This is a genomic window from Enterococcus alcedinis (assembly GCF_014635985.1).
In the GTDB taxonomy this organism is placed as follows: Bacteria; Bacillota; Bacilli; order Lactobacillales; family Enterococcaceae; genus Enterococcus_I; species Enterococcus_I alcedinis.
The window spans coordinates 70407-96330 of sequence record NZ_BMDT01000010.1; the positions used below are offsets into that span (position 1 = coordinate 70407).

At 38.9% G+C, this 25924-nt stretch carries 20 protein-coding genes; 14 read left to right on the forward strand and 6 right to left on the reverse strand.

Annotated features, from left to right (window positions below; genetic code table 11):
- Positions 1-54 precede the first annotated feature (54 nt).
- Complete coding sequence (locus tag IEV09_RS10165) at positions 55-3087, forward strand: alpha-mannosidase (protein WP_188368193.1); 3033 nt, start codon at positions 55-57, stop codon at positions 3085-3087.
- A 20-nt stretch (positions 3088-3107) separates the two neighbouring features.
- The gene (locus IEV09_RS10170; protein ID WP_188368194.1) at positions 3108-5315 is read left to right on the forward strand and encodes a glycoside hydrolase family 3 N-terminal domain-containing protein; all 2208 of its coding nucleotides are present in this window, start codon (positions 3108-3110) and stop codon (positions 5313-5315) included.
- A gap of 237 nt (positions 5316-5552) precedes the next feature.
- Here the strand turns inward: IEV09_RS10170 and IEV09_RS10175 are convergent, their stop codons facing one another.
- The 3 genes from IEV09_RS10175 to IEV09_RS10185 form a co-directional block, all read right to left on the reverse strand.
- Positions 5553-7802 carry a helix-turn-helix domain-containing protein gene (locus IEV09_RS10175; protein ID WP_188368195.1) on the reverse strand — a complete coding sequence of 750 codons (2250 nt, stop codon included), beginning with the start codon at positions 7800-7802 and terminating at the stop codon, positions 5553-5555.
- Positions 7803-7932: 130 nt separating this feature from the next.
- The gene (locus IEV09_RS10180) at positions 7933-8748 is read right to left on the reverse strand and encodes a DUF2705 family protein (protein WP_188368196.1); all 816 of its coding nucleotides are present in this window, start codon (positions 8746-8748) and stop codon (positions 7933-7935) included.
- A complete protein-coding gene (locus IEV09_RS10185) occupies positions 8745-9629 on the reverse strand; it encodes an ABC transporter ATP-binding protein (RefSeq protein WP_188368197.1) in 885 nt (294 codons plus the stop codon). Before IEV09_RS10185 ends, IEV09_RS10180 begins: the two co-directional genes overlap by 4 nt.
- Positions 9630-9791: 162 nt before the next feature.
- Between IEV09_RS10185 and IEV09_RS10190 the strand changes: the two genes are divergently transcribed.
- From IEV09_RS10190 to IEV09_RS10220, 7 genes are all read left to right on the forward strand, one after another.
- A complete protein-coding gene (locus tag IEV09_RS10190; protein WP_188368198.1) occupies positions 9792-10301 on the forward strand; it encodes a DNA topology modulation protein in 510 nt (169 codons plus the stop codon).
- A 237-nt stretch (positions 10302-10538) separates the two neighbouring features.
- Positions 10539-11390 carry a YitT family protein gene (locus IEV09_RS10195; protein WP_275950545.1) on the forward strand — a complete coding sequence of 284 codons (852 nt, stop codon included), beginning with the start codon at positions 10539-10541 and terminating at the stop codon, positions 11388-11390.
- Positions 11391-11417: 27 nt separating this feature from the next.
- Positions 11418-12719, forward strand: coding sequence for a Sapep family Mn(2+)-dependent dipeptidase (locus IEV09_RS10200; protein ID WP_188368199.1), 1302 nt, complete (start codon positions 11418-11420; stop codon positions 12717-12719).
- A 23-nt stretch (positions 12720-12742) separates the two neighbouring features.
- On the forward strand, positions 12743-13699 hold the full coding sequence (locus tag IEV09_RS10205) for a glycosylasparaginase (RefSeq protein ID WP_188368200.1): 957 nt from the start codon (positions 12743-12745) through the stop codon (positions 13697-13699).
- 27 nt (positions 13700-13726) lie between these two features.
- Positions 13727-15721, forward strand: coding sequence for an alpha-amylase family protein (locus tag IEV09_RS10210; protein ID WP_188368201.1), 1995 nt, complete (start codon positions 13727-13729; stop codon positions 15719-15721).
- Between the two features lie 12 nt (positions 15722-15733).
- Positions 15734-16591, forward strand: coding sequence for an ROK family protein (locus IEV09_RS10215; protein ID WP_188368202.1), 858 nt, complete (start codon positions 15734-15736; stop codon positions 16589-16591).
- Between the two features lie 60 nt (positions 16592-16651).
- A complete protein-coding gene (locus tag IEV09_RS10220; protein WP_188368203.1) occupies positions 16652-17377 on the forward strand; it encodes a GntR family transcriptional regulator, LSA1692 subfamily in 726 nt (241 codons plus the stop codon).
- A 128-nt stretch (positions 17378-17505) separates the two neighbouring features.
- On the opposite strand, the gene IEV09_RS10225 is transcribed toward IEV09_RS10220, so the two are convergent.
- Positions 17506-18264, reverse strand: coding sequence for a DeoR/GlpR family DNA-binding transcription regulator (locus IEV09_RS10225; protein ID WP_188368204.1), 759 nt, complete (start codon positions 18262-18264; stop codon positions 17506-17508).
- Between the two features lie 167 nt (positions 18265-18431).
- Between IEV09_RS10225 and IEV09_RS10230 the strand changes: the two genes are divergently transcribed.
- From IEV09_RS10230 to IEV09_RS10250, 5 genes are all read left to right on the forward strand, one after another.
- Positions 18432-19121 carry a class II aldolase/adducin family protein gene (locus IEV09_RS10230; protein ID WP_209651432.1) on the forward strand — a complete coding sequence of 230 codons (690 nt, stop codon included), beginning with the start codon at positions 18432-18434 and terminating at the stop codon, positions 19119-19121.
- A gap of 20 nt (positions 19122-19141) precedes the next feature.
- A complete protein-coding gene (locus tag IEV09_RS10235) occupies positions 19142-20602 on the forward strand; it encodes a rhamnulokinase (RefSeq protein WP_188368205.1) in 1461 nt (486 codons plus the stop codon).
- Positions 20603-20627: 25 nt separating this feature from the next.
- Positions 20628-22412, forward strand: coding sequence for an L-fucose isomerase (locus IEV09_RS10240; RefSeq protein WP_188368206.1), 1785 nt, complete (start codon positions 20628-20630; stop codon positions 22410-22412).
- 134 nt (positions 22413-22546) lie between these two features.
- Positions 22547-23626 carry a S66 family peptidase gene (locus tag IEV09_RS10245; RefSeq protein WP_188368207.1) on the forward strand — a complete coding sequence of 360 codons (1080 nt, stop codon included), beginning with the start codon at positions 22547-22549 and terminating at the stop codon, positions 23624-23626.
- Between the two features lie 14 nt (positions 23627-23640).
- Positions 23641-24174, forward strand: coding sequence for a GNAT family N-acetyltransferase (locus IEV09_RS10250; RefSeq protein WP_188368208.1), 534 nt, complete (start codon positions 23641-23643; stop codon positions 24172-24174).
- Between the two features lie 83 nt (positions 24175-24257).
- On the opposite strand, the gene IEV09_RS10255 is transcribed toward IEV09_RS10250, so the two are convergent.
- On the reverse strand, positions 24258-24833 hold the full coding sequence (locus tag IEV09_RS10255) for a polymer-forming cytoskeletal protein (RefSeq protein WP_188368209.1): 576 nt from the start codon (positions 24831-24833) through the stop codon (positions 24258-24260).
- A 324-nt stretch (positions 24834-25157) separates the two neighbouring features.
- Positions 25158-25916, reverse strand: coding sequence for a 4-hydroxy-tetrahydrodipicolinate reductase (gene dapB, locus IEV09_RS10260; protein ID WP_188368210.1), 759 nt, complete (start codon positions 25914-25916; stop codon positions 25158-25160).
- Positions 25917-25924: the final 8 nt, after the last annotated feature.

Consider the following 25924-nt stretch of genomic DNA (forward strand, 5'->3'; position numbering starts at 1 on the left):
AACATCGGGTAACGCTTACATTTAATGTAGCAAAATAACAAAGGAGTCCGACTGATGACACATAGACAATTTGAATTTGAACGTATTCGTAAACTTTTTTTTAAAGTGAATCGCTATAAAGTAAAAGAAAGATTGGTGATTGAGAATCTTTCTTTAAAACAAGACGAGACGTGGTCCCCGTATACGCAAGGAGATTACTTCGGTCAAAAAAATACGTATTATGAAGTGAAAGGGCAATTTGAAATCCCAGCTGCTTGGGGCGATTTACCGGTAGCTTTTGAAGGATTCTCCAATCCAGCAGAATCAGATAATAGTACCAATCCCCAAATGAAAGTCTATTTGAATGGGGAGTACGTACAAGCCTTAGATACGAATCATCGGGAAGTATTATTAGATGACCATTTCAAAGAAGCAGGTGTCATTGATTTTAGTGTACCGATTTTTTCAGGACGTGAAGAAAAGAAATTTCCACTGCATTTTAACGTGATTGCATATGATCCAGCAACCTATGAATTGTACTATGATTTAGCAACAATTTTTGATGCTTGGCGTGGTGTTGAAAAATTTGGTGGTGACGCCTTATTTTATGAACAAAAATTAGTTGAAGCGGTCAATCACTTGGATTTCCGTCAACCGTATTCGCAAGAGTATTATGCCGGACTGGCTGCTGCCAAAGCGGTACTCGCAACGATGTATGAAGTCAGTGATGCGACACCGCAAAAAGTCACCGCAATCGGTCATACACATATTGACTTGGCTTGGTTATGGACGGTACAACAAGCAATCGAAAAAGGTGAGCGTAGTTTCCAAACTGTCTTTAAGTTAATGGATGAATACCCAGACTACACGTTCGTTAATAGCCAACCACAACAATATCAATTTATGAAAGATAACTATCCCGAATTGTATGCTGAGATCAAGGAGAAAATCAAAGAAGGTCGTTGGGAAGCAGAGGGTGCAATGTGGGTCGAAGCCGATTGTAACTTAACATCGGGCGAATCGTTAGTCCGTCAAGTCCTGTATGGCAAACGCTTCTTAAAAGAAGAATTTGACGTCGATAGCAAAATTTTGTGGTTACCTGATGTGTTTGGTTATTCTGCTGCGTTACCGCAAATTTTGAAAAAGACCAATACGCCTTACTTTATGACCACGAAATTGTCTTGGAATCAGTTTAACCAAATTCCATATGATTCGTTTTACTGGCAAGGGATTGACGGTTCGAAAGTCTTAACGCACTTTATTACGACGATTAGTGAGCACTACAATCCAACGCCATACTATGCAACGTATAATGGTTTGCTTGATCCGTATTCAATTAAAGGCACCTTCGATCGTTACCAACAAAAGAAAGTGCATGATGAAGTGATGGTGGCTTACGGTTATGGTGATGGCGGCGGTGGACCGACAAGAGAAATGTTAGAATACCAAAAACGTTTAATGAAACCCCTACCAGATATGCCAACGATTACTGGCAATACGGCCAACGGATTTTTTGAGCGCTTAAATCAAAAAGAAAAACAATTACCGACTTGGTATGGTGAACTTTATTTTGAATACCACCGTGGCACGTTAACCTCAATTGGTAAAAACAAAAAATACAATCGTCAAATTGAGTTCTTGTTACAAACTATCGAAAAATTGTATAGCCAATACGACTTTGTTAATTACCCGCAAGAGGCTTTAGAACGCATGTGGAAAGTCGTGCTATTGAATCAATTCCACGATATTTTACCAGGTAGTTCAATTGAAGAAGTCTATCAACAAACAACAAAAGAATACGAAGCGATTATTGCGGAATGCCAAAGTTTGCTACAAGCTTTACCAATCGCAGCGACTAAAGATCGCTATACGGTGTATAACTCCTTAGGTTTTGGTCGCGAAAGTGTCGCTTTATTACCGACAACAGGAACGGTTAAAACCGTTGAAGGCACAACATTAACTAGTCAAGTGACGCATGACAATCAATTACTTGTCGCTTTACCAGAAATGGCAGCACTCGATAGCCTCAATCTCGAGTTATCAAAAGCAGCGGTTGCGCATTTTGACTCAGAAACAGTTGAAAAAACCTTTGAAACCATCGATTTTAAGGTCGTTTTAAATGACAATTACGAGATGATTTCTTTAGTCGATAAAGCCAATAACCGTGAAATCATTCCGCAAGGCGAGAAACTAAACGAACTCGTTGCTTATGAAGACATTCCAATGGATTATGATGCATGGGATATCGATGTTTATTACCAAGAAAAATCGTGGGCTGTGGATGCCGTTAGCGAAGTCAAATGGGTCGAAAAAGGACCGATTCGTGACACAATGAAAGTCGTGCGCCCATTTGAGAATTCGACCATTACACAATGGATTCACTTCAATCATGGAACGAAACGGGTTGATTTTGAAACAGCCATTGACTGGCAACTGGATCAAGTCTTACTAAAAGCGCAAATGCCAATTGCGGTAAACACACTTGAAGCGACCTATGATATTCAATTCGGTAATGTGACACGTAACATTCACAAAAATACGACTTGGGATTGGGCACGCTTTGAAAGTTGTGGTCAAAAATGGGTTGATTTATCCGAAGGAAATTACGGTGTCAGCGTCTTATCGGATTCAAAATATGGTTTTAGTACCGATTTCCAAAAGATTGGTATTACTTTAATTAAATCAGCGATCGATCCGTATCCGCAAGCCGATATTGGTTTACATGAGTTTACGTATTCGATTTATGCCCATGAAGGCACATGGAAAGAAGGCCAAACAATGGAAGCGGCCCTTGATTTGAACGTGCCTGTGCTTGTGCTTGCAGGTGAGTTGGCCGTCGAACAGGACAGACCTTTCTTTGAAGTCGATCAACCGAATATCTTACTTGATACAGTCAAAAAAGCCGAAGACAGCGAGCATGTGATCGTGCGTTTATACGAATATATGAACAGTCAAAGTCAGGCCGTAATTACGAGTCAAAAGCCAGTTAAAAAAGCGGTCTTATGTAATCTATTAGAAGAAGAGGAACAAGAATTAATCGTTGAAAACAATCAAATTCATGTCTCCTTTAAACCATTTGAAATTCAAACAGTCAAAGTTTATTTTTAGTCAGAAAGTAGGGAATGTTTTTGTTAAATGAACTGATTCGTCAAATGACGTTAAAAGAAAAAGTCGGGCAATTAAACCAACGCCTATACGGTTGGCAATCTTATGAAAAAACAGCTGAGGGGATTCAACTGACCGATTATTTTAAGGATGAAGTCAAACGTTGGGATTCACTAGGTGTCATCTATGGTGTTTTTCGTTCGGATCCATGGTCAGAAAAAAATTTAGAAACCGGACTTTCAAAAGAAGAAGCCTATCAAGTCAGCAAAATGATTCAAACGTATGTTGCTGAAAATACGCGTTTGAAAATTCCTGTTTTATTAACCGAAGAATGTCCGCATGGGCATCAAGGAATTGATTCGATTACGACACCAACCAACTATGCTGCCGGAGCTAGTTGGAATCCAAACCTCTACCAAGCGGCCCAAGAAATAGTTGCCGAAGAGCTACGTGAAAAAGGCGCGCACGTGGGATTAATCTCAACACTCGATTTATGTCGTGATCCACGTTGGGGTAGAACCGAAGAATCGTTTAGTGAGGACCCTTACCTAGCGGGCGAATTTACCAAAGCTGCAGTTAATGGGCTACAAGGTCAAAAATCGGAGCAATCGTTGGCTGGTAACCGTGTACTGGCGACATTGAAGCACTTTGCTGCACAAGGATCGATCATGGGTGGACACAATGCGGCGCCAGTGGAAATTGGTGAACGGGAATTAAAAGAAATTCATTTACCGATGATGCAAGCAGGAATTGATGCCGGTGCGTTAATGTGCATGGCCGCTTATAACGATATTGATGGGGTACCTTGTCATATTAATCAACACTTATTAACGACGTTGTTACGTGATGAAATGGGCTTTGAAGGGGCAGTCATGTCCGATGGTTGCGCACTCGATGGTGTGGCTAGTCAATTAGGAAAAGCACAAACAGCTGCTTTAGCACTAAAAAGTGGTTTAGATATGAGTTTATGGGATAACGTCTATCCTTATTTAGAAGAAGCGGTTTTAGAAGGCTTACTTGAGGAAGCTGAATTAGATCAGGCCGTTTATCGCGTCTTAAGTCTAAAAGAAAAAGTAGGATTATTTGCTGAAGCGCCAGAATACAATGCATTAACGCAAGCAGAAAAAATCAGTCGCAACGTGGCTCTAGCCGAAGAGTCGATGGTCTTACTAAAAAATGATGGCATTTTACCAATTGATTCAGACAAAACGAAACGCATTGCTTTATTCGGTCCGCATATCGACAATATTTATCATCAGCTTGGCGATTATACACCGTACAAAAACTTGGATGAATGCATTAACTTAACCCAAGGAATGGCTGAAGCGGCGCAAAACCGTGACTTAACCTATGCCATGACACGAGGCAGTTTGATTTCATCTGAAATCGAAGGTGGCATTGAAGAAGCGTTAACAATCGCTGAAACAAGCGATGTCTTATTTGTGACACTCGGCGGTTCAAGTGCACGTGATTTTTCAACAGAATTTGACGCCAATGGAGCGGCACTTTCAGGTTCAAACGAAATGACGAGTGGGGAAAACATTGATTTAGCCGACTTAGCGATTCCGAAACCACAAATGGAGTTACTAAAAGCCCTTCACCAAACAGGGAAGCCAATTGTCGGGATTGTGATTGCGGGACGTCCGCATCTATTAACGGAATGCTTACCTTACGTCAACGGTTTATTATTAGCAGGTTATCCAGGACAACACGGAGGACGTGCGGTTGCCAACGTATTGTTTGGTGCAACCAATCCGAGCGGAAAACTAGCCATCTCGATTCCAGATGCGAATGGGCAGTTGCCAGTCTATTACAATTACCGTGATACGCCATTTAAGAAAGACTACCTTGATTTAGCTGGACAACCGAAATTCACCTTTGGTTATGGCTTAAGTTACACGGATTTTTCATTAGCCAATACACAAGTTATCAAAAATGAAACCGGTTGGCTCGTTACTGGTGAAATCACGAATATAGGTGAGTGTGCCGGTGCTGAAGTGGTTCAAGTCTACGCCAAAAAATATTCAAAAGACGTCTTACCACGAGTGAAAAAATTATGTGGCTTTGATAAGATTTTCCTTGAATCAGGAGAAATCAAAGCTTTCGAAATTCAAATTGAGAACAGTGAGTTAACAGATTTTGATTTAACCATGAATCGTCGAGTATTTACCGACTTTAAATTACAAGTTGAAATACGAGGAGACGTGCAGACTTTTGATTGCCAAAATTAAATAAATCGAAGCATCGTTTGATGAGAGACTGTTGTTCTCCGTTTAACAATCTGGTGCTCATAACTAAAAGAGCCTGTGACTTTTGTCACGGCTCTTTTTCGTTACGCGAAGCGGTTGTTCAATTGTTTAATCAATAAAAAAAGTGTTGCAACTAAACTCACTACGAGTTTTGCTGCAACACTAAAGATGAAAGGCTTAAAAAATTAGTGAGTTAGTCGGAAGCTTCGAATAACTTTTTTAAGCTTGTGCTTCACGATTAATCGTCCGGTATTGTCCAGGAGTGACACCAACCGTTGTTCGAAATTTACGAGTGAAGTTTGATACATCATAGTAACCGTTGTTTTGAATAATCTCTTTGATTGGTAAATTGGTTTGAATCAAATCTTCTTTGATTTGCTCCAGTCGTAAGTGAGCGATGTATTTCGCGAAGGTAGTATCACTGCCTTCTTTCATAATTTTGTTAATCGTAGCCGAGCTTAAGTTGAAGTGATCGGCTGTTGACTCTAGTGACAACGTATCGGAGTGGAAATTTTCGTGGATATAGGAAAACAGTGCATCTTTTAGTAAGTTTTCTTCCGTTTTCGTATCACGCTCGACTTTTTCGCAAATAATTTTAGTAATTGCTTGAAGTTGACTTTCTAAGGTAGGAAAATCTGTGACATTCATTAAATGTTCAAAATCATTTAATAGCTGTTCGCCAATAATTTGAGTCCCCACTTCAGCATAAGTACTAATCAGATACCCACTATACAAACGGAAAATATGAAACGATTGGCTATTGTTGCTACCGTATTGAATTAAATCTTTGAGTGTTTCTAAGGCGACCATTTCATTTCCTAATTGCAAACTTTGAATAAGCTTCAATTGCAAGTCCTTTGGAAATTGGAAATCGTTGTGTGGGCTTGCATTTGCTTCAGTAATCTCTTTAAAATAAAAAATGGTCTCATGGTTATTCGTATAGCGGTGATTTAAAGCAGTCAACGCTTCAATATAAGAGTGTCGAACCATCTGAATATCCGATGTTGCTTGACCCACACCAAGCGGAAGCGCAATGCCACAAAACTGGATAATGCTATCTGAAATCGATTGAACAATAAACTCTTGCGACGAGTAGCGATTGAAGGCTACAAGTAAAACCAACTGATTTTCTATCTGTATTGTGCCAATTAACTCGGTAGAATCAATCATCGTCAAATGATTTAAATGATAAAGTAATTGTTGACTAAAGGAATCGCGAGCTAGAACAGGTGAATCTTCTGTGACTTCCAATGATAGGATCAAAGTGAAATAATCTGTTTCTTTAGAAAGAAGTATTTTTTCGGAAAATAACTGTTGTGTCGCCTCGCTATCCATCAAGGAATTCATGAGTAATTGGTGGAGAATCGTTTCTTTGATATAAGGTTGCTGTTGCTGAATCGCTTCTTTTAAATCAGTGTTCTCTGATAAGAAAGTCGAAACTTTTCGCTGCATATCTTCAAACGTGAGACGCTTGTTCGTTGTGGTCATCTTACCATGTTTACGTAAAAGTAATTCAATTTTTTCGTATGGCTGGTAACTTTTACGTCCAAGAAAGACACTACTAAATAGACCGACAATCAAAATACAAACAATTGCATAAATTGAAGCTTTGTAAATCTGAGTTAAACGAGCAACGGCAAAATTCGTATTGACCGCATAGTAATAGTTTAAGTTTAATGTCTTATTTTCGAAATGATGAAGTAAATATTGATCTCTTTGCCAATTAAATTGAGACGGTATTTCTTTTGAATTCGTTAACTTCTCATTTAAAACTTTCGCAAAATCAATGTTTCTTCCCGAAAAATCAAAAATTTGATTTTGAGCGTTTACTAAAAAGAAGCTGCCAGAAGGTTCTTGGGCTAAAGGAGCAAAGGCCGCATCAATACTCGATTTACGAATACTGTAAATCATTGTTGCTGTATTCTTACCGAAAGTATCTTGTGTAGGAACGGTATATAAGAAAAATTTATCGTATGGATTGCCTTCATTCATAACTGAAAAAGTCGGTGTTACTTGATCCATTTGTTCTATGAAAGCTTCTTCTGATAGCGTTGCTTGCCAATTATTTAATAAAATTGAAAGATCCGTACTTCCGCTAGGTGAGTAAAGTTTTGTTTTATCTTCAGGGAAAAAAACGTAAACTTCTTCGACAAAGTTACTATTGAGACGATACTTAGCTAAGGCCGAACGACTTTTAATCGATTCAAAAGGATCAGATAATTGTTTCAACGTAATTGAAGTATCATAGGGTAACTGCTGCGACAAAAGATCAAGTTGATTTAAATCGCTTTCAAAATTTGTTTTCGCTTGTAGTAGCGTGTTTTTAGAAGATAGTTCGAGTTGTTGTGTGACACTATGTTTTGACGTTGAATACCAGATGAGTGACATTGGGACAAAAATAATAGCAAAAAATAAGATGTATGAAAAAATCGAATACTGTAAGATATTTAGTTTTTTAATCCACTTCACGAAAATCGTCCTTCCTAAAAATAAATGTACCTTTCTATTATAGCAGAAAATAGGGCGCTTCCAAAAAGAAGATGAAAAAAAACAATCCCAAGCTGTTTAAATGATAAACGGCTTGGGAGGGCATTTGGTGTTAACTTTGGAAATCACGTTTTCTATAACAATAGAAAGAAGCAGTTAAAAAGACCAGACTAAACAAAAAGACAATAGGCGCAGCATCAAGACCGTTGTTTAAAATCGATGAAGGAACCCCGATTTGAACAGGTGACCATTGACTTAAAAAGTTTAGTTTTTCGAGTAAATCACCAACAATCCCAAGTAGATAAAAGCCAAAGACAAGGGCCAGCGAAAGACTTGTTGCGTGTCTTGCATGCTTTAAGATCGAGGAAATAAAAAATCCAAGTGTCAGAAAGAAGAACAATACGAGCCATTCGTAGAGATAAATTTTTGTGACGCCGTTTATAATTTCTTGTATCGGGTCACCGCTCATTCGAAATAAGAGTAAACTACCTAAGGAAGCTAACGCCGATAATAACCAGAATGTTGAGAGAATAGTGAAGTTCGCGATGAATTTTGAAAATAAAATCGCAGAACGTGAGAGTGGCTGCGCATATAAGAAGTCAATGGTTCCTTCACTTTCTTCATTGATTAGTGCCTGTGTCCCGAGGAGACTGGCATAAATACAAGCAGCAAGGTATAAATATTGGAAATAATAAGCAAAAAATCCAACCGGTTCAAACATACTTGCCGGACCGGACAAAGCGATATTAAATGTTTTGAGCATGCTATCAGGCAAACTTTTTAACATGATATCCATTGAATCCTTTTGTGCCGGCGTAAACATTTGTGTGTAAATCGCCGAAAACCCCAAACTTAAGAACATGAATAAGAGCGTCCAAATGAGGAAAGATTTGTATTGTTTTTTCCATTCCATTTTAAATAAAATCATTTGACCGCACCTCCTTCATATAAGGATAAGAACTGATCTTCTAGTGTCGGTGTTTGCACGGTAAAATCAAGAATGCTGTCTTGGTTTAGAAATTGTAAAAGTTCCTTATTTTCTCCAGTATAGAGTAGGCGCCACTGCTGATCCTGATGTTCCAAAATTTTATAATTTGCTGGAAAGTCTTGCGTCTGCAAAGTATTCGATACAATTTTAACGACTTTTCCTAACGATGATTCTTTTGAAATGGACTGAACGGTAATAATTTCACCCTCTCGGATAAAGGCCGCGCGATCCGCATATTCTTGAATCTCGGTCAAATTATGACTCGAAAGAAAAATGGTCATTCCTTGAGCATTACGACGCTTCAACTCTGTAAATAGTCGGTGTTGAATGGCAGGGTCGAGGCCGTTTGTCGGTTCATCTAAAATTAAAAGACGTGGATTGGATAAAAGACTGGTTGCCAAAGCAATTTTTTTCCGATTCCCAAGTGAGAGTTCAACTACTTTTTTATTTGGTGCAATTTCAAATAATTGAATGAGTTCATCAATCGCTTGTTTTGAATGTTCAATTTGATGGAAGTCAGCGGTAATTTTCATCAAATCCATCGTTGTAAAATTCGGATAAAAACGGACTTCAGATGACACATAACTTGTAAATTGGCGAATCGTTTTGGCTTGTTTTTGCGAATCCAAACTAAAAATCGCTAAATCACCAGTTGTTGGTTTAATGAAATCTAGCAAGGCTTTAATTGTGGTTGATTTCCCGGCACCATTTGGACCAATGAAACCATAAATCTCTCCTTCATTGACTTGTAGATTCAAATCATGGATTACTTCTTTTCCCTGGTATTGCTTTGAAAAATGTTGAATGTCAATTGCAAACATTTAAAGCCCTCCCTTAGTATTGCTTTAATGTTAGTCTAAATCTTTCAGTTAAAATAGTCAAAAATAAAAGGTGTTTTTAGATACACCGTTTTTATTTGCATGTTCTTTAAAAAAATGTTATATTAACATTCGCATTTTTAATTGAAGAGGAGGAGAAGTTGAATGAAAATTGCTATCCTAGGCTATTCTGGTAGTGGAAAATCAACGCTAGCCAAATTTTTAGGGGAGAAAAAACGGCTTCCTGTTATTCACCTGGATACGGTTCAGTTTATCCAAAATTGGCAAGAACGCAATCACGCAGAAGCGTTAGTAATCGTGTCCGACGTGATGGGGCAAAAAAACTGGGTAATTGATGGAAATTATACTAAATTTTATCAAGCGGAGCGTTTAGAGGAAGCTGACCAAATTATTTTCCTTCAATTCTCTCGCTGGGCATCATTTAAACGTATTATCCATCGCCGCATAAAATACCATAACAAAACACGTCCAGATATGGCTGAAGGTTGTGATGAAAAACTCGATTTTGAATTTCTATGGTGGGTGCTTTACACTGGCCGAACAAAGGAAAGAAGAGCACATTACCGAGAATTACAAGAGAAGTATCCATCAAAGAGTGTCGTCATTAAGAATCAAAAAGAACTCGATTCTTTTTATCAACAAAATCAATCATAGTCAATTTAAGAGAAATTCTTTCTATCTAATGAAAGGATTTCTCTTTTTTTGTATTTTGTATGAGAGTCGTTATCCAACTGATTTTTGAGAGCAAAAGCGACTATTTAGATGATACGAACTTTTAAGGATTGTTGCGATTAAGAAATCTCTCGAAAAGTAGGATATCCTCTTGTTATCTATTTTTAATAGTATATACTACATGGTATATACTATCAGTTGAAGGAGCGCTCAAGTTTGTTGAAAAAAGAAATTGACAGACATTCAAAAATTATCATTGCAGGGATTTACGCATTTATGGTTTCAATTGCTTTTAACTTTTTTTGGTTACCAGGAAGTATCTATGCTAGTGGAGTGACAGGATTTGTTCAATTGATTGTTTCGGTAATCGAACGTTTTGTCGGCTTGTCATTATCGATCCCATTGCTCGTTTTATGTATGAATATCCCACTACTTATCATTTCTTGGTTTTGGATCAATCGCGAATTTACCAAATATACAATTGTCGCGGTGTTATTAACCTCGGTATTTATGAGTATTATTCCTGTGAAAACGGTGGTTACTGATCCGATTTTAGCAGCGATGGTTGGTGGTGTACTACATGGGACTTCTGTTGGAATTACATTAAACAGTGATTTTTCGACCGGTGGCTTAGATATTATCGGGATTCTCGTTCGTAAGCGGACAGGGAAATCAATCGGTAGTATTTTTATTGCATTTAACTGTACGGTTCACTTTTTAGCCGGATTTATTTTTGGTTGGCAGTATGCCTTTTATAGTGTCCTTGCAGTCTTTGTCAGCGGTAAAGCAGTCGATTTCGTGAATACGAAACAGCAAAAAGTTCAAATTTTATTAGTCACCGATCATTCAGAAGCACTGGTTCCCGTTTTACAAGCCGATTTAAAACGTGGTATCACGGTCGTAAATAATGTTGAAGGCGCATTTTCAAAAGAAGAAAAGAAAATTTTGTTTATTGTAGCCAGTAAAAAAGATTTAGGCCGTTTGAATCAGTTAATTAAAACAATTGATCATCAGGCATTTATGAGTGTCTCCCCAGGTGTTACAACAAATACAAATTTCTATGAATGGTAAGAATATCAAATCTTAAGGAGTGAAGAAATGAAACCATCAATTAAGGCTTTAATTGAAGCAAACAAAGAGGATTTCTACAAAGACTTGGCTCGCCTGATTGCGATCCCAAGTGTCAAAGGTCCGGCAGAAAGTGGGGCACCTTATGGCGTGGAGAACAAAAAAGTTTTAGAAGAAGTTATCGAGATTGCGACATCGTATGGCTTTACACCACACTTAGTCGACGATTGTGTTGCGTATATTCAAGTTGGTCAAGGCTCGGATTATTTAGGAATAATGGGGCATCTAGATGTTGTAGAAGCCGGTGGGCAATGGACCTCACCACCGTTTACACTTACTCAGCGTGACGGGAAATTATTTGCTCGAGGCATTCTGGATAATAAAGGGCCGATTTTCTCTTGTCTTTATGGTTTGAAACTATTGATTGATAACGGTTACCCGATCAACAGGACATTACGAATTTTGTTTGGAACAGACGAAGAAAGTGGTTCTTCAGACATTCCTCGCTACTTAAAATATGAAAAAGCACCAACATTTGCCTTTACACCCGATTGTAAATACCCGGTCGTTTATGGCGAGCGAGGGATTATCGCCGTTGAATATGAAACGAATTTTACTCCGGAATTATTAGCCGCAGTTTCTGAAATTCAGGGCGAACAAGATCGAAGCTTTGTACCGGATTATTTAAGTTGTTTAGTCGATGGTCAAATGATTGAAGTGATTGGTAAACGTGCGCCGTCGAATGCGCCTGATTTAGGGAAGAACGCGATTACTTTGCTAGCCAAAGAACTTCACAATTTACCAATTGCTACAGAATTACAATCTTATTTTAGATGGATTGCGGAAAGTCTACACGATAAACATTACGGTGAAGGTTTAAATATGAACTGGCAAGATGAAATGAGTGGTGTCTTAAACGTTACACCTTATTTACTCGAAAAAACAGAAACGGGCTTTAAATTAGGCTTGTCGATTCGCTACCCAGTTTCTTTCACAGAAGAAGAGGTTGTAAACGGTTTGCGTCAAGCAGCTTACAGTAATGAAACAAAAGTCACAGTTGTTCGTAGCATGCCAAGTATTTTACATGATAAAAATTTACCGGAAATTGCCCAATTATCGCGTGCTTACGATGAGGTGACTGGTTTAGATAGTACGCCGGTTACAACGACTGGTGCGACTTATGCGCGTTTCTTACCAAACACGGTCGCTTTTGGACCTTCGTTTCCAGGACAAAAAGGGATTGCGCACAATGTCGATGAATACATGGATGAAAGTGATTTACTATTAAATATGGAAATTTATATGCACGCAATTTTGAATATGTGTGAATAGAAGATAATTAGGAGGAAATAAAAATGACATACGGAATGATAGCAACTTGGAGAATGGCGTGCGATGGGATTGCCGCTGCAACAAAAGATTTAGCCAATGGTGGCACATCACAAAAAGCGATTGTTGATGCAATTAAAATGGTCGAAGATTATCCTTTTTATAAATCGGTTGGTTACGGTGGTTTACCGAATGAAGTCGGGATGGTCGAACTTGATGCGGCATTTATGAATGGTGACAACTTTGATATTGGTGCCGTGGCTGGCAGTCGTGGTGTAAAAAATCCGATTGCAGTCGCAGAAAAATTAAGTCATGAACGCTTTAATTCCTTTATCGTAGGTGATGGTGTCGCAAAATATGCCATCAAAGAAGGGTTTGAAATGCAAAACATGCTAACGGAACGCGCGAAAAAAACGTGGTCAAATCGTTTAGATGAAATGAGTCGTTCAAACTTAAGTCCGTATGACGGACACGATACGGTCGGCATGGTTGCTGTCGACAAAACAGGTAGCATGTCTTGTGGAACGTCAAGTAGTGGTTTGTTTATGAAAAAAGAAGGCCGTGTCGGCGATTCGCCACTTTCAGGTTCGGGCTTTTATGTGGATAGTGAAATTGGTGGTGCTACAGCGACTGGATTAGGTGAAGACTTAATGAAAGGTTGTTTAAGTTATGAAACGGTTCGTCTAATGGGCACTGGCTTAGAGCCGCAAGCAGCCGTTCACCAAGCGATGACAACTTTTGCGAATCAATTAGAGCGACGCAAAGGAAAATGTGGTGCTTTTTCACTTGTCGCGATGAACAACAAAGGCGAGTGGGGTGTCGCAACGAACGTTGAATTCTCATTTGCTGTTGCAACGGAAAATTTAGAGCCAACGATTTATTTAGCTTATCCAGCAGAAGATGGCGGCTATCCAACGATTGAAGTCGCAAGTCAAGAATGGTTAGATGCGTATCAAACAAGAATTACTGCCCCAATCCAATAAAAAAGATCCATTAAAGGAGAAAAAGTTATGCGTTCAAGACAAGTCCATTTAGATTTTCATACGAGTGAATTGATTCCAAAAATTGGAGAAAAATTCAATCCAACTGCTTTTGTTGAAAGATTACAAGCGGCGCACGTTGATTCGATTACGTGTTTTGCACGTTGCCATCACGGGATGCTTTATTACCCAAGTCAAACCCATCCGGAGTTGATTCATCCCGGTCTAGAAAATCCGAATTTATTAATTGAGCAAATCGATGCTTGTCATGCGGCAGGAATTGATGTACCCATTTATACAACGGTTCAATGGGATCATTATATTATGAAGAACCATCCAGAATGGTTATCAGTTGATGATCAAGGAGAATACATTGATACTCAAGGCGTGCCGGCACCGCATTTTTATCATACGATTTGTTTAAATAGCCCGTACCGTGATTTTTTCAAAGAACATCTACTGGACTTGATTGCGGTTGTTGGAAAAGATAAAGTCGATGGTATTTTTATGGATATCTTATTTGCCGTTGATTGTGACTGTACTTACTGCCAAGCGGAAATGAAAGAGTTAGCGATTGATCATACTATTAAGAATGAGCGTTTACGTTATTCTAAGAAAATGCTACATGATTTTAAAGCGGAAATTTCAGAATTAATCTGGTCCATTTCACCAGAGATTAAAACGTTCTATAATGGTTCGCACATTGGACCAAATGATAAAGCCAGTTTACCGTTTTATTCACATTTAGAATTAGAGAGTTTACCGAGTGGCGGCTGGGGCTATGATCATTTCCCAATTACCGCACGTTACGCACGTAATTTAGGTAAAGAATTTATTGGCATGACAGGGAAATTTCATACGTATTGGGGTGATTTCCATTCGTTAAAAAATAAAGCAGCGATGGAATTCGAAGTCTTTAATATGTTTGCTCAAGGCGCACAAGGTTGTTCGATTGGTGATCAGCTCCATCCAGATGGCGAATTATCAAAAGCCGCGTATGAATTAATTGGTCATGTATTTGAAACCGTTGAAAAAATTGAAGACGATAGTCAGTATGCGTCGGTACCAATGACGGAACTTGCTCTATTGACACCAGAAGAGTTTTGGTTGCCAGGTTCTGATCAGCCAAGAACGAGTCCAGCAATTATTGGCGCAACTCGCATGTTACAAGAGCTAAACTATCAATTTGATATTATTGATTCAGCGATGGACTTTAGTCGTTATCAAGTAATAATTTTACCAGATATTATTCCTTACAAAGCGGCAATTGAGGATAAACTACAAGACTTTATCGCACAAGGTGGTAAAGTGATTGGTACCTTTGAGTCATTGATTCAAAAAGAGACAACGCATCAAGCTTTTTATGGCATCGATTATTTAGGTGATGGGCAATATGAACGTGATTTCATTTTACCGAACGAAACGTTTGGTAAAGACTTGCCGCAAGAAGAGTTTGTCGCCTATATTCCTGGGACGCAAATTGCAGCGGTTGAAGCGACAGCCGCTCTTGATCTGGTGCAACCTTACTTTAACCGTGAAGGCGAAACCTTTATCTCACATCAACATGCACCGTCAAAACGCGAAATTGGTGCACCAGAGTTGACGGTCTATGGCAATGTTTATTATTTTGCTCATCCGATATTTACGTTATACCGTAAAAATGCGCCACAGTTTATCAAAGAAATCTTAAAAGACGTGTTAACGATGTGCGTACCGATGAAACAAGTGACTCACGACGGACCGTCTTCGCTACAAATCACGGCCAATGCATCAAAAGAAAAAGATGTGATTTTACTACATGGCTTGCATTACTTAACCGAAAAAAAATCAGAAGACATTTATACGATTGAAAATCATTACCCATTATTAAATGTGACAATGAGTTGTTATGTCGGTGACCGTCGAGTTCAATCGATTGTCGATGTCATTAACCAAAAAGCGGTTGATTTTAACATTGAAAATGGCTATGCTGTAATCACTCAAGAGGTCTTATTGCCTCACTTTGTTTACAAAATGGTATTTTAAGGAGTATTTACGATGACAATTTTAACAATTGATATTGGTGGCTCAAGTGTCAAAAGCGGCGTTTTCACTGACCAACTAATGGATCAAAAACAATTTCAATCACCAACAACACTTTTAGAAATGCAAGAAAAATTAGATGAAATGATAACGTCGTATCTTACTAAGTATGCGATTCAAGCCATTGGTTTTAGTGTGCCTGGAATTGCCAATCAAGAGACGGGGCGCGTCGATGGCGTCAGTTCTCTACGCTATATTCATGATTTTGATTTCATTGCTTATTTTAAAGAGAAGTATCAGTTGCCTGTTTTTTTTGAAAATGATGCCAACTGCGCTTGTAAAGCAGAAATTCATTTAGGAATTGCAGGAGAAATCAAAAATGCATTATTCATGGTGATTGGTACCGGGGTTGGTGGAACCATTATTTCAAATGGTCAAATTCAATCAGGAGAACATTCTTATGGTGGCGAATTCGGAATGATGCTCGTTGACGGTCGTCGAGAGTTAAGTGAACTGGGATCTGCTGTTCATATGGCACGCAAATATTCGACGCTAAAAGGTCAAGAATACACAGGTGAAGAAGTTTTTGCTTTAGCCGAATCAGGTGAAGACGATGCGATTGCAATGACCGAAGAATTGTACCACTATTTAGCACTTGGGATTTACAATATGCAATATACGATTGATCCTGAATACATTGTTTTAGGTGGTGGCATTACGAAAAAAACGGATTTACTGGATAACATTTATCGAAAATTAGCAGAAATTATGAATTATGGTCAACGTTGTCCAATCTTACCCAAATTACGTGTTGCGCAATTTGGGAATGATGCCAATTTAATTGGTGCGGCATTAACAGTTAAAGGGATCTAATTACTTAGTATTCATTTGACCCAATGAAAAATGTTATAATGTTAAACGAGGTGAGTTACAGTGAGCGAGATTCATTCAACAAGAGTTAAATTTGAAAAAGTGGCGAACGAAATTGAAAAACGAATTCAAGAAGGCATTTATGTACGTTCCCAAAAGCTACCGTCTGAATATGATTTAGCTAAAGAATTCGCTGTTAGTCGTTTAACGGTTCGTAAGGCGATTGATGAATTAATTCAAAAAAACATTTTATATAAACTAAAAGGCAAAGGCACTTACGTTATGTCGCCGCAAAAGATTCAAAGTGGGCATTCTGGACTGAAAGGTTTTACGGAAGCAGCCAAAGAATATGGGAAAGTTAGCCAAACGGAAGTCATTGCTTTTCATCCGATAAAAAAAGTCCCAACGTTGATTCAAGAAGCATTAAAATTAGACGAAACAACAACAATTTATGAATTGGTGCGTCGACGAAATTTAGATGAATCACCGATGACCGTCGAGAAAATCTACTTAGCCAAAGCCTATGTCGAAGGATTGACGGCACAAGATTTTGAAGGATCACTCTTTAAGTTGCTAGAAGAGAAAGTTGAAATTGCTTACTCACACCAAGAGATTGAAGCGATTTTAGTAACGAAAGAACTAGCAGAATTATTAAACGTAGCTGTAGGGGGACCATTATTAAAAGTCCATTCAGTTACCTATACAAAGGATGGCATGCCAATCTTGTACGATGAATCGTATTATCGCGCAGATAAGTATACGTTTAAGAATACCTTGTTACGAAACTAGAAAAACTCCTGACTGAAAATGTCAGGAGTTTTTTTGATATTAAGAAAAGTGTTTCATTATAGCCTCTTAATTTGAAACGGCATAAAACTAGCAGCGACTGCGGAGATAAACGCTATTTTTATCGCCTCTTATGGGTATAAGAGTTCGACTTTTTTTGTTTCGAATAGTTCTTGGTAGTGGGGTTCGGGTGCTTGGTTGGTGATGATGGCGTCGTAGTCGTGATAATTGCTGATTTTAAAGAAATGAGTGGAGTCAAATTTTGAATCGTCCACTAGTAAAATGTTTTGTTTCGCACGTTTCATCATTTCTTTCTTTAGATTGGCTTGGCTAAAACTCGCTTCGTAAACACCATCGGAATCAATGCCGCGACAAGAAAACAACGCTAGATCAAAACGAAACGATTCGTAGACTGGGTCTTGTGCGGAAGGGAGCACCGATGTGGTATTTAGTTTAATTTCGCCACCGGTAATAAAGACTTTAAGCGATTCATTGTTCGACTCACTTAAAAATAAAGCTGTTTTTAGACTATTTGTAATCACGACTAGATTGGGAACAGTAATGATGACGTCAATGACTTGTTGAATCGTACTACTTGAATCAAGGAATAGGCACATATTCGGTCCAATAAAATCTTTGACAAGTGTTACCATTTGCTTTTTTTTATCTGGATTGGTTCCTTCTCGATAGGTATGGGAAAATTCAATGTTCGATTCTTTTGTCAGCATCACGCCGCCACGGACACGAATCACGACTTTTTGTTGTTCTAACGTGATTAACGCGCGTCGAACGGAAGAAATACTACAATGTAAATGTTCTGCAAGTTCGGTTGTTCGCATAAACTTTTTCTTAGCTAAAATCGTTAAAATTTCTTTTTCACGAATGTCCATTCCATTCACCTCTTACTTAAAAGTGTACCATAGATTGAACGATAGTGAACGAGTTTGAACGAAAAAACCAATAAAAAAAGCGCTTTAATTTTCTTTTTGTTCAACGCTTACATTATCAAATAAAACTTGTATACTTATGGATATAAATGATTTTTTGGAGGAATAATATGATGAACGAACAAATGATTCGCGAACAAATTTGCGATGTGTGTAATAAAATGTGGCAACTCGGTTGGGTAGCAGCCAATGATGGAAATGTTTCTGTTAAACTAGATGATAATACGTTTTTATGTACACCAACGGGTATTAGTAAAAGCTTCATTACACCGGAAAAATTAATTAAAATCGATAAAGATGCAAACATTTTAGAAGCGGAAGGCGATTTCCGTCCATCAAGTGAAATTAAAATGCATTTACGTGTCTATAAAGAAAGAGAAGATGTCGGCGCTGTGGTTCACGGACATCCACCAGTTTCCACCGGTTTTGCTTTAGCTCAAATCCCATTAGATAGTTATTCACTTATCGAAAATGCGATTGTGATTGGTTCGGTACCGATTACACCGTTTGGTAAGCCATCAACGAATGAAGTACCTGATTCGATTGCGCCTTACTTGCCAGAACATGACGTTTTATTATTAGCTAACCATGGGGCGCTAGCGGTCGGTTCAGATATTATTACGGCATTTTACCGTATGGAGTCGCTTGAACTTGTAGCAAAAACAACCTTCTACGCCCGTATGTTGTTAGGTGGGAAACAAGAAGAAGAAATTCCACGTGATGAACTCGAAACATTATTTGATATGAGAAAAAACTACCAAGTAACAGGAAAACATCCAGGTTACAAAAAATATAGCTAAGCAAAAGAAAGGGAGACGTCATGCGAAAAAATGTTTTAGCATTTGATTTTGGGGCTTCTTCTGGTCGTGCCATCTTAGGGAAATATACAGATGGCCGACTTGAATTGGAAGAAGTGCATCGCTTTCCCAATGAACCAATTGTTGATGGCGACGGACTGTATTGGAACGTTCCGTATTTATTTGAGCAGATTCAAATCGGAATCAAGCGAGCGGTTCAACAAGGGACAGTCGATAGCTTAGGAATTGATACATGGGGTGTTGATACTGGATTGATTGATGAAACAGGCACGCTTTTGCAAAATCCACGACATTACCGTGATCCACGAACTAAAGGGATGATTGAAGAAGCTTATCAAAAAATGAGTGCCCAACAAATGTATCAACAAACCGGTAATCAAATAATGGAAATTAACACGCTGTTTCAATTATTAGCAACAAAAAATCAGGAAGCTACGTTGTTCAAACGAGCGCATCAAATACTCTTTATGCCTGATTTATTCAATTATTTATTAACGGGTGAAATGGCGGCTGAACGTAGCATTGCTTCAACTGGTCAATTAGTCAATGCAACAACCAACGTCTGGGATGCTACGGTGCAATCGACTTTTGATTTACCTGAAACACTTTTCCCACCACTCGTTGACGCAGGGCATTTATTAGGTAAGACGAAGCGGGAGTTTGAATTTGAACCGATTGATGTCTATAACGTTTGCGCCCATGATACAGCCAGTGCAGTCGTGAGTATTCCAAGTAATCAAAAATTTCTTTTTGTTTCTTGTGGCACGTGGTCACTCGTTGGAACGGAGCTAGAGGCACCGATTTTAAATGAAAAAGCAGCGCAATACAACTTAACAAATGAAAGCGGTATTAACGGCACAACGCGCTTTTTAAAAAATTGCACGGGCCTTTGGATTATTCAAGAATTTCAGCGTAACTTAGCCGCGTTAGGGCGTTATTATGAATTTTCAGAACTGGCAGATTTAGCGGAAGAAGCGTCGGCGTTTCAATGTTTTATCGATACCGATGATCCGATTTTTTCTGAGCCAGGAGATATGATTACGCGGATTCAAGACTATGCTAAAGCGACAAAGCAGACAATTCCAACAACGGATGGTGCGATTGCTCGTTGTATTTATGAAAGTTTAGCGATGAAATATAAGTATACGTTTCTAGAAATTATCGATGCAGTCGAAATGGAATTTGATACGGTGAATATCGTAGGTGGCGGCTCCAAAGCGAGCATTCTTTGTCAGATGGTGGCAAATGCTGCTAATATGCGTGTCTGTGCCGGTCCGGTTGAAGCAACTGCCATTGGTAATATTGCGGTTCAACTAAAAGCTCAAGGTGTTTTTGATACGTTGAGCGAGGTTCGAGAATGGGTCAAGACGATTGCTGATACGAGTTATTATTACCCCGATGAGACGAGTCGTGAATGGGACCGTCAATTTTCTATTTATCAAAAAGTAATGAATCATAAATAAAGAAAGATTAAAGGAGTTAAAGAAAATGCGTAATTATCCAAAAATTGGGATTCGCCCAACAATTGACGGTCGTCAAGGTGGCGTTCGAGAATCACTAGAAGAAAAAACAATGGCAATGGCACACGCTGCCAAAGAATTAATTGAAAGCACGCTACGTTATGCAGATGGTACACCTGTTCAATGTGTCGTTGGTGAGCGGACGATTGGCGGACGAGGCGATGCAGGAATTGTAAGTGAACAATTCAGTCGCGAGAATATTATCGGCACGCTCTCTGTGACGCCGAGTTGGTGTTATGGTACGGAAACAATGGATATCGAGTCGGATACGATTAAAGCGATTTGGGGCTTTAACGGTACGGAGCGTCCGGGTGCGGTTTATCTAGCTGCTGCGATGGCCGGCTATGCTCAAAAAGGTTATCCTGCATTTAAAATTTATGGACATGATGTGCAAGAGTTGGACGACAACTCGATTCCGGCAGACGTTCAAGAAAAAATCTTATCATTTGCACGCGGTGTCTTTGCGATTGGTCAAATGAAAGGCAAGTCATACGTGAATATTGGTTCTTCTTGTATGGGGATTGCCGGTTCACAAGTCGACGATTCTTTCTTTGGCAAGTACTTAGGAATGCCAGTTGAGTTTGTCGATATGACAGAAATTTTACGCCGTATCACGATTGGTATTTATGATCCAACTGAATACCAAAAAGCGTTAAAATGGATTGAAGAAAATTGCCAAGAAGGTATTGATATTAACGTTGGTAAAGAATTCCCTGAAGTCATTACAAAATCCAAAGTAATTCCAGCAGATAAAGATTGGGATTTCATTGCGAAACAAGCGATTATTATCCGTGATATTTTATTTGGGAATCCACGTTTAGCGGAACTTGGTTGGGAAGAAGAAGCACGCGGACGCAATGCGATTGCTGGTGGTTTCCAAGGTCAACGTCAATGGACAGACTGGTTACCAAATGGTGACTTTACCGAAGCAATTATGGCATCGACTTTTGACTGGAACGGTGCACGTCCAGCAACGGCTTTTGCGACGGAAAATGATACGTTAAATGCCGTTTCAATGTTGTTTGGAACATTACTAACAAACAAAGCACCGATTTTCTCTGACGTGCGTACGTATTGGAGTCCAGAAGCGGTGGAGAATGTGACTGGTAAGAAATTAACAGGTAAAGCTGCCAATGGAATTTTACACTTAATCAACTCAGGTGCTTCTGCGCTTGATGGTTCAGCAGCTGCCAAAGATGAAAATGGCGAAGGCACGATGAAAGAGTTCTGGAACATGACGGATGAAGACATTCAAGCATGTTTAGATGCAACGGACTGGTGTCGTGCGAATTATGAGTACTTCCGTGGTGGTGGGTATTCGTCACACTTTAAAACAGCGGCAGAAATGCCGGTTACGGTGATTCGCCTGAACATGGTTGATGGCGTTGGACCAACTTTACAAATTGCTGAAGGGCACACGGTTGTCTTAGAAGACGATGTTCATACAACATTAGATGAGCGTACCGATAAAACATGGCCGACGACTTGGTTCGCACCAAACTTAGGTGAAGAAGGCTTTGAATCGGTTTATGATGTGATGAACTACTGGGGATCAAACCACTGCTCAACCGTTCATGGACATGTTGGAGCAGACATCCTTACATTAGCAAGCATGTTACGTATTCCGGTAGCGTTACACAACGTCCCACGCGAAAAAATCTTCCGTCCACATTCATTTAGTGGCTTTGGTACGAAAGATTTAGAAGGGGCAGATTTTAAAGCGTGTGCTCATTTTGGCCCACTTTATAACTAATTAAATGAAATGATTTGTTTCTCACTGTTTTTTAAGTTGAGAAACAAATCATTTTTATTTTAAGACAACGCTTGTTTTTTACAGAAGGATTGTGTATAGTTAGCGATAATTTAAAAAAGAAGAGGAGTGAGTAGATGATTAAAGCACCCACGTTAAAAAAAGGCGATAAAATCGCGATTGTTAGTTTATCAAGTGGAACATTAGGCGAAGCATTTTGCACACATAGTTTGAATTTAGGTGCCAAACGTTTAGAAGCACTCGGTTTTGTCCCAGTTTTCATGCCACATGCCTTGAAGGGAATCGATTATGTCAAAGCCCATCCTGAAAAACGCGCCGCCGATTTAAAAGCCGCCTTTGCAGATTCTGAAATCAAAGCGATTGTTTGTGCGATTGGTGGCGAGGATACGTTTTTGACTTGGCCTTATTTATGGGAAGACACGGAATTTCGCTCACTGGTTCAAAAGAATCCTAAAATCTTTACCGGTTATTCCGACTCAACGGTCAATCATTTACTCTTTTATAAATTAGGGATGACTTCTTATTACGGTCCAGCATTTCTAACGGATTTCGCAGAGCTTGGTCCAGAAATGCTGCCATACTCTCTTAAAAACGTCCAACGTTTTCTAGGAATCAATCCGCAAGCACCAATCGTCTCTAGTCCCGTTTGGTACAGTGAAAGAACCGATTTTTCAGAGCAATCTTTGGGAGTACCTCGGATGGTTCATCCAGAAACGAAGGGACATGAATGGCTACAAGGAGAACGAGCCTTTAGTGGTCCGTTATTAGGCGGTTGTGTCGAAAGCCTGTTTGATTTATTAGCAGGGGAACGTGATCCAAAAGAAAAAGAAATTGGTGAAAGGTATCAAATTTTCCCAAGTGCGAAAGAGTGGCAAGGGAAAATTGTCTTTTTAGAAACATCAGAAGAAAAACCAACACCCGATAATTTACGTCGGATGTTACAAACATTAAAAGAAGCGGAGGTTTTTGAAGGAGCAGCGGGACTGCTTTTTGGAAAACCTCAAGATGAAGCGTACTATCAAGAATATAAAACGGTTATCTGTGAAGTGATTGATCAACCTGATTTTCCAGTCTTGTACAATTTGAACTTTGGACACGCCTATCCTCGAACGGTTTTGCCTTATGGCGTGGAGATGAGTGTGTCAGCTGATGGTGCGACATTGAGTTTTGAAGAAACGCTTTTTAATGAAGAATAGCAAGGGGAATGACGATGGAAAATAACATAGAGTTGGTTCTTGCAACACCGGATTTGAAACAAATAATTGAAGAATATGGCAATCAATTCGATCACCCAACGCATATCCCAGGTGCGAGTGGATTAAACACTTTTCCAACGATCGACGACTGGTTTGAAAAATTAAGGCTCTATCAAGATGAAGCGACCTTACCGAGCGAAGAGTTTGTCCCGACTTATCAATACCTCTGGTTGGATACACAAAGTCAAAAAGTCATTGGAATGTTATCGATACGATTAAAATTAAATGCGCATTTATTGGATTACGGTGGGCATATCGGCTATTCGATTGCGCCTTCTGAACGAGAAAAGGGGCATGCGACACAAATGTTGAAAGCCGCTTTAAAACAAGCAAAAGCATTTTCAATCAACAATGTCTTGATTACGTGTTTGGACGATAACCTTGGCTCAGCGAAGGTTATTGAAAACAATCAAGGGATTTTAGAAGATAAACGATTCTATGAAGCAGAACAAAAATGGATGCGTCGCTACTGGATTGCAAACAATTAATCTACGAATGTTTTTTCAAACATGAAAAAGAGGGACACGATCAATGATCGAACCCCTCTTTTTGTTTATCTTTTTAAAATGAATTATTCAGCGACTGTTACTTCACCAGTAACTGTTGCGCCTTTACCATCTTTGTCTAAGTTTGCAGAAGTTTGGTACTCTTCTTTTGTGAATGTGATGTTTCCATCAACTTTTGTACCAATCAATGAGAAACCATTGGCATTAACTTCGATGTCGCCTTTGATTGTTCCGTAGAAAACAGTGAAGTTTTCAGAGTTTACAACAATTTTTGGTACAGTTAATGTGAAGTTATCTAAAATTGTAAATTTCTCATCTTGTGTGTGTAGTGCTAATTTACGATAGATATCTGCAGAAGCATCGTCTTTATCGTGGAATTCGCCATCGACAACTAAGTCTTGATCAATTGTTACGTCACCAGTAGCTGCTGTTAACCAGTTACCTTCAGCGCCTAATGATTTCACAATTTCTTCTGGTTTGTCCGTAATTGAAGCAGAACTTACAACATCTTCAGAAGAAGTTGCAACCGATGATTCAGGTGTAGAACTTTCAGCTGGTTTTTCGTCAGCACTACATGCTGCTAATAAGCCGCCTGATAATAATACAGCTGCTGTAAGTGTTACTAATTTTGTTTTTTTCATCATAATTCCCCCATTATCATTGCTTAGTTTTTGGTGTCTTTTTCACAAAGAAAAATGACGCCAGTTTTGAAAGCCTAATCAAAGGCTATCTACAGCCTTCATATTACACACAAATCTCGAAAATGTCTATTAATTCTATAAAAAGATTATAAAAATTTTATCAAATTATTCGTGAGAAAATAAAAATAAATAAAAAAACATCTGTTTTACTAAATGTAAAAAACTGTCGTAATGAAAATTGTGAAGGTTGTAACATTTCGTTTAAGTATTCTTAATCGATAGACTCAAAAAAAAGAAGTCACAACGGAGTAACTTCTTTTTATATTAATTTTCGTTTAATAATTCGTTCATGCTGAACAATCCAGCTGCTTGTTTCTCTAAGAAAAGAGCCGCTTTAATGGCACCATTGGCAAAAATCGTACGAGATAAAGCCGTGTGTTTCAATTCAATGATTTCATCTTCGCCGGCAAATAAAACGGTGTGTTCGCCAGGAATCGATCCACCGCGTACAGCGTGAATCCCGATTTCACTCATGGCGTTTTCGTTCTCATTACCGCTACGTCCATAAATATATTCTTTGGGTTGTGCTAAGACTTCATTGATTGAATCGGCTAATAGTAAGGCCGTGCCACTTGGCGCATCTTTTTTGAAACGGTGATGTTTCTCGATGATTTCAATTTGAAAGTCGTCTTCTAAGATTGGCGCGATTTTGTGCAAGGCTTGAATCAAAGCGTTGACGCCAAGCGACATGTTCGCTGAATAAAAGACAGGGATTTCCTTTGAAGCAGCTGTCATCGCTGTCATAATTTCAGGTGAGAGACCCGTCGTTGCAATCACTACCGGTAATTTTTTTGCGACACAGTATTCTAAGGTATTGTTTGTCATTGAGTGATGTGAAAAGTCAATCACGACGTCAATTGATTCTGTAATTTCATTGAAATCTTGGTAAACCGGGAAGAGGTTGTCTGTAGTTGCAAGGCGATCAAAGCCTGCAACGAGTTGAACGTCAGGATGAGCGACGATTGCTTCTTGTACAACTTTCCCCATCTGACCGTTGCAACCAATTAATAATACGTTTTTCATGTGCAACC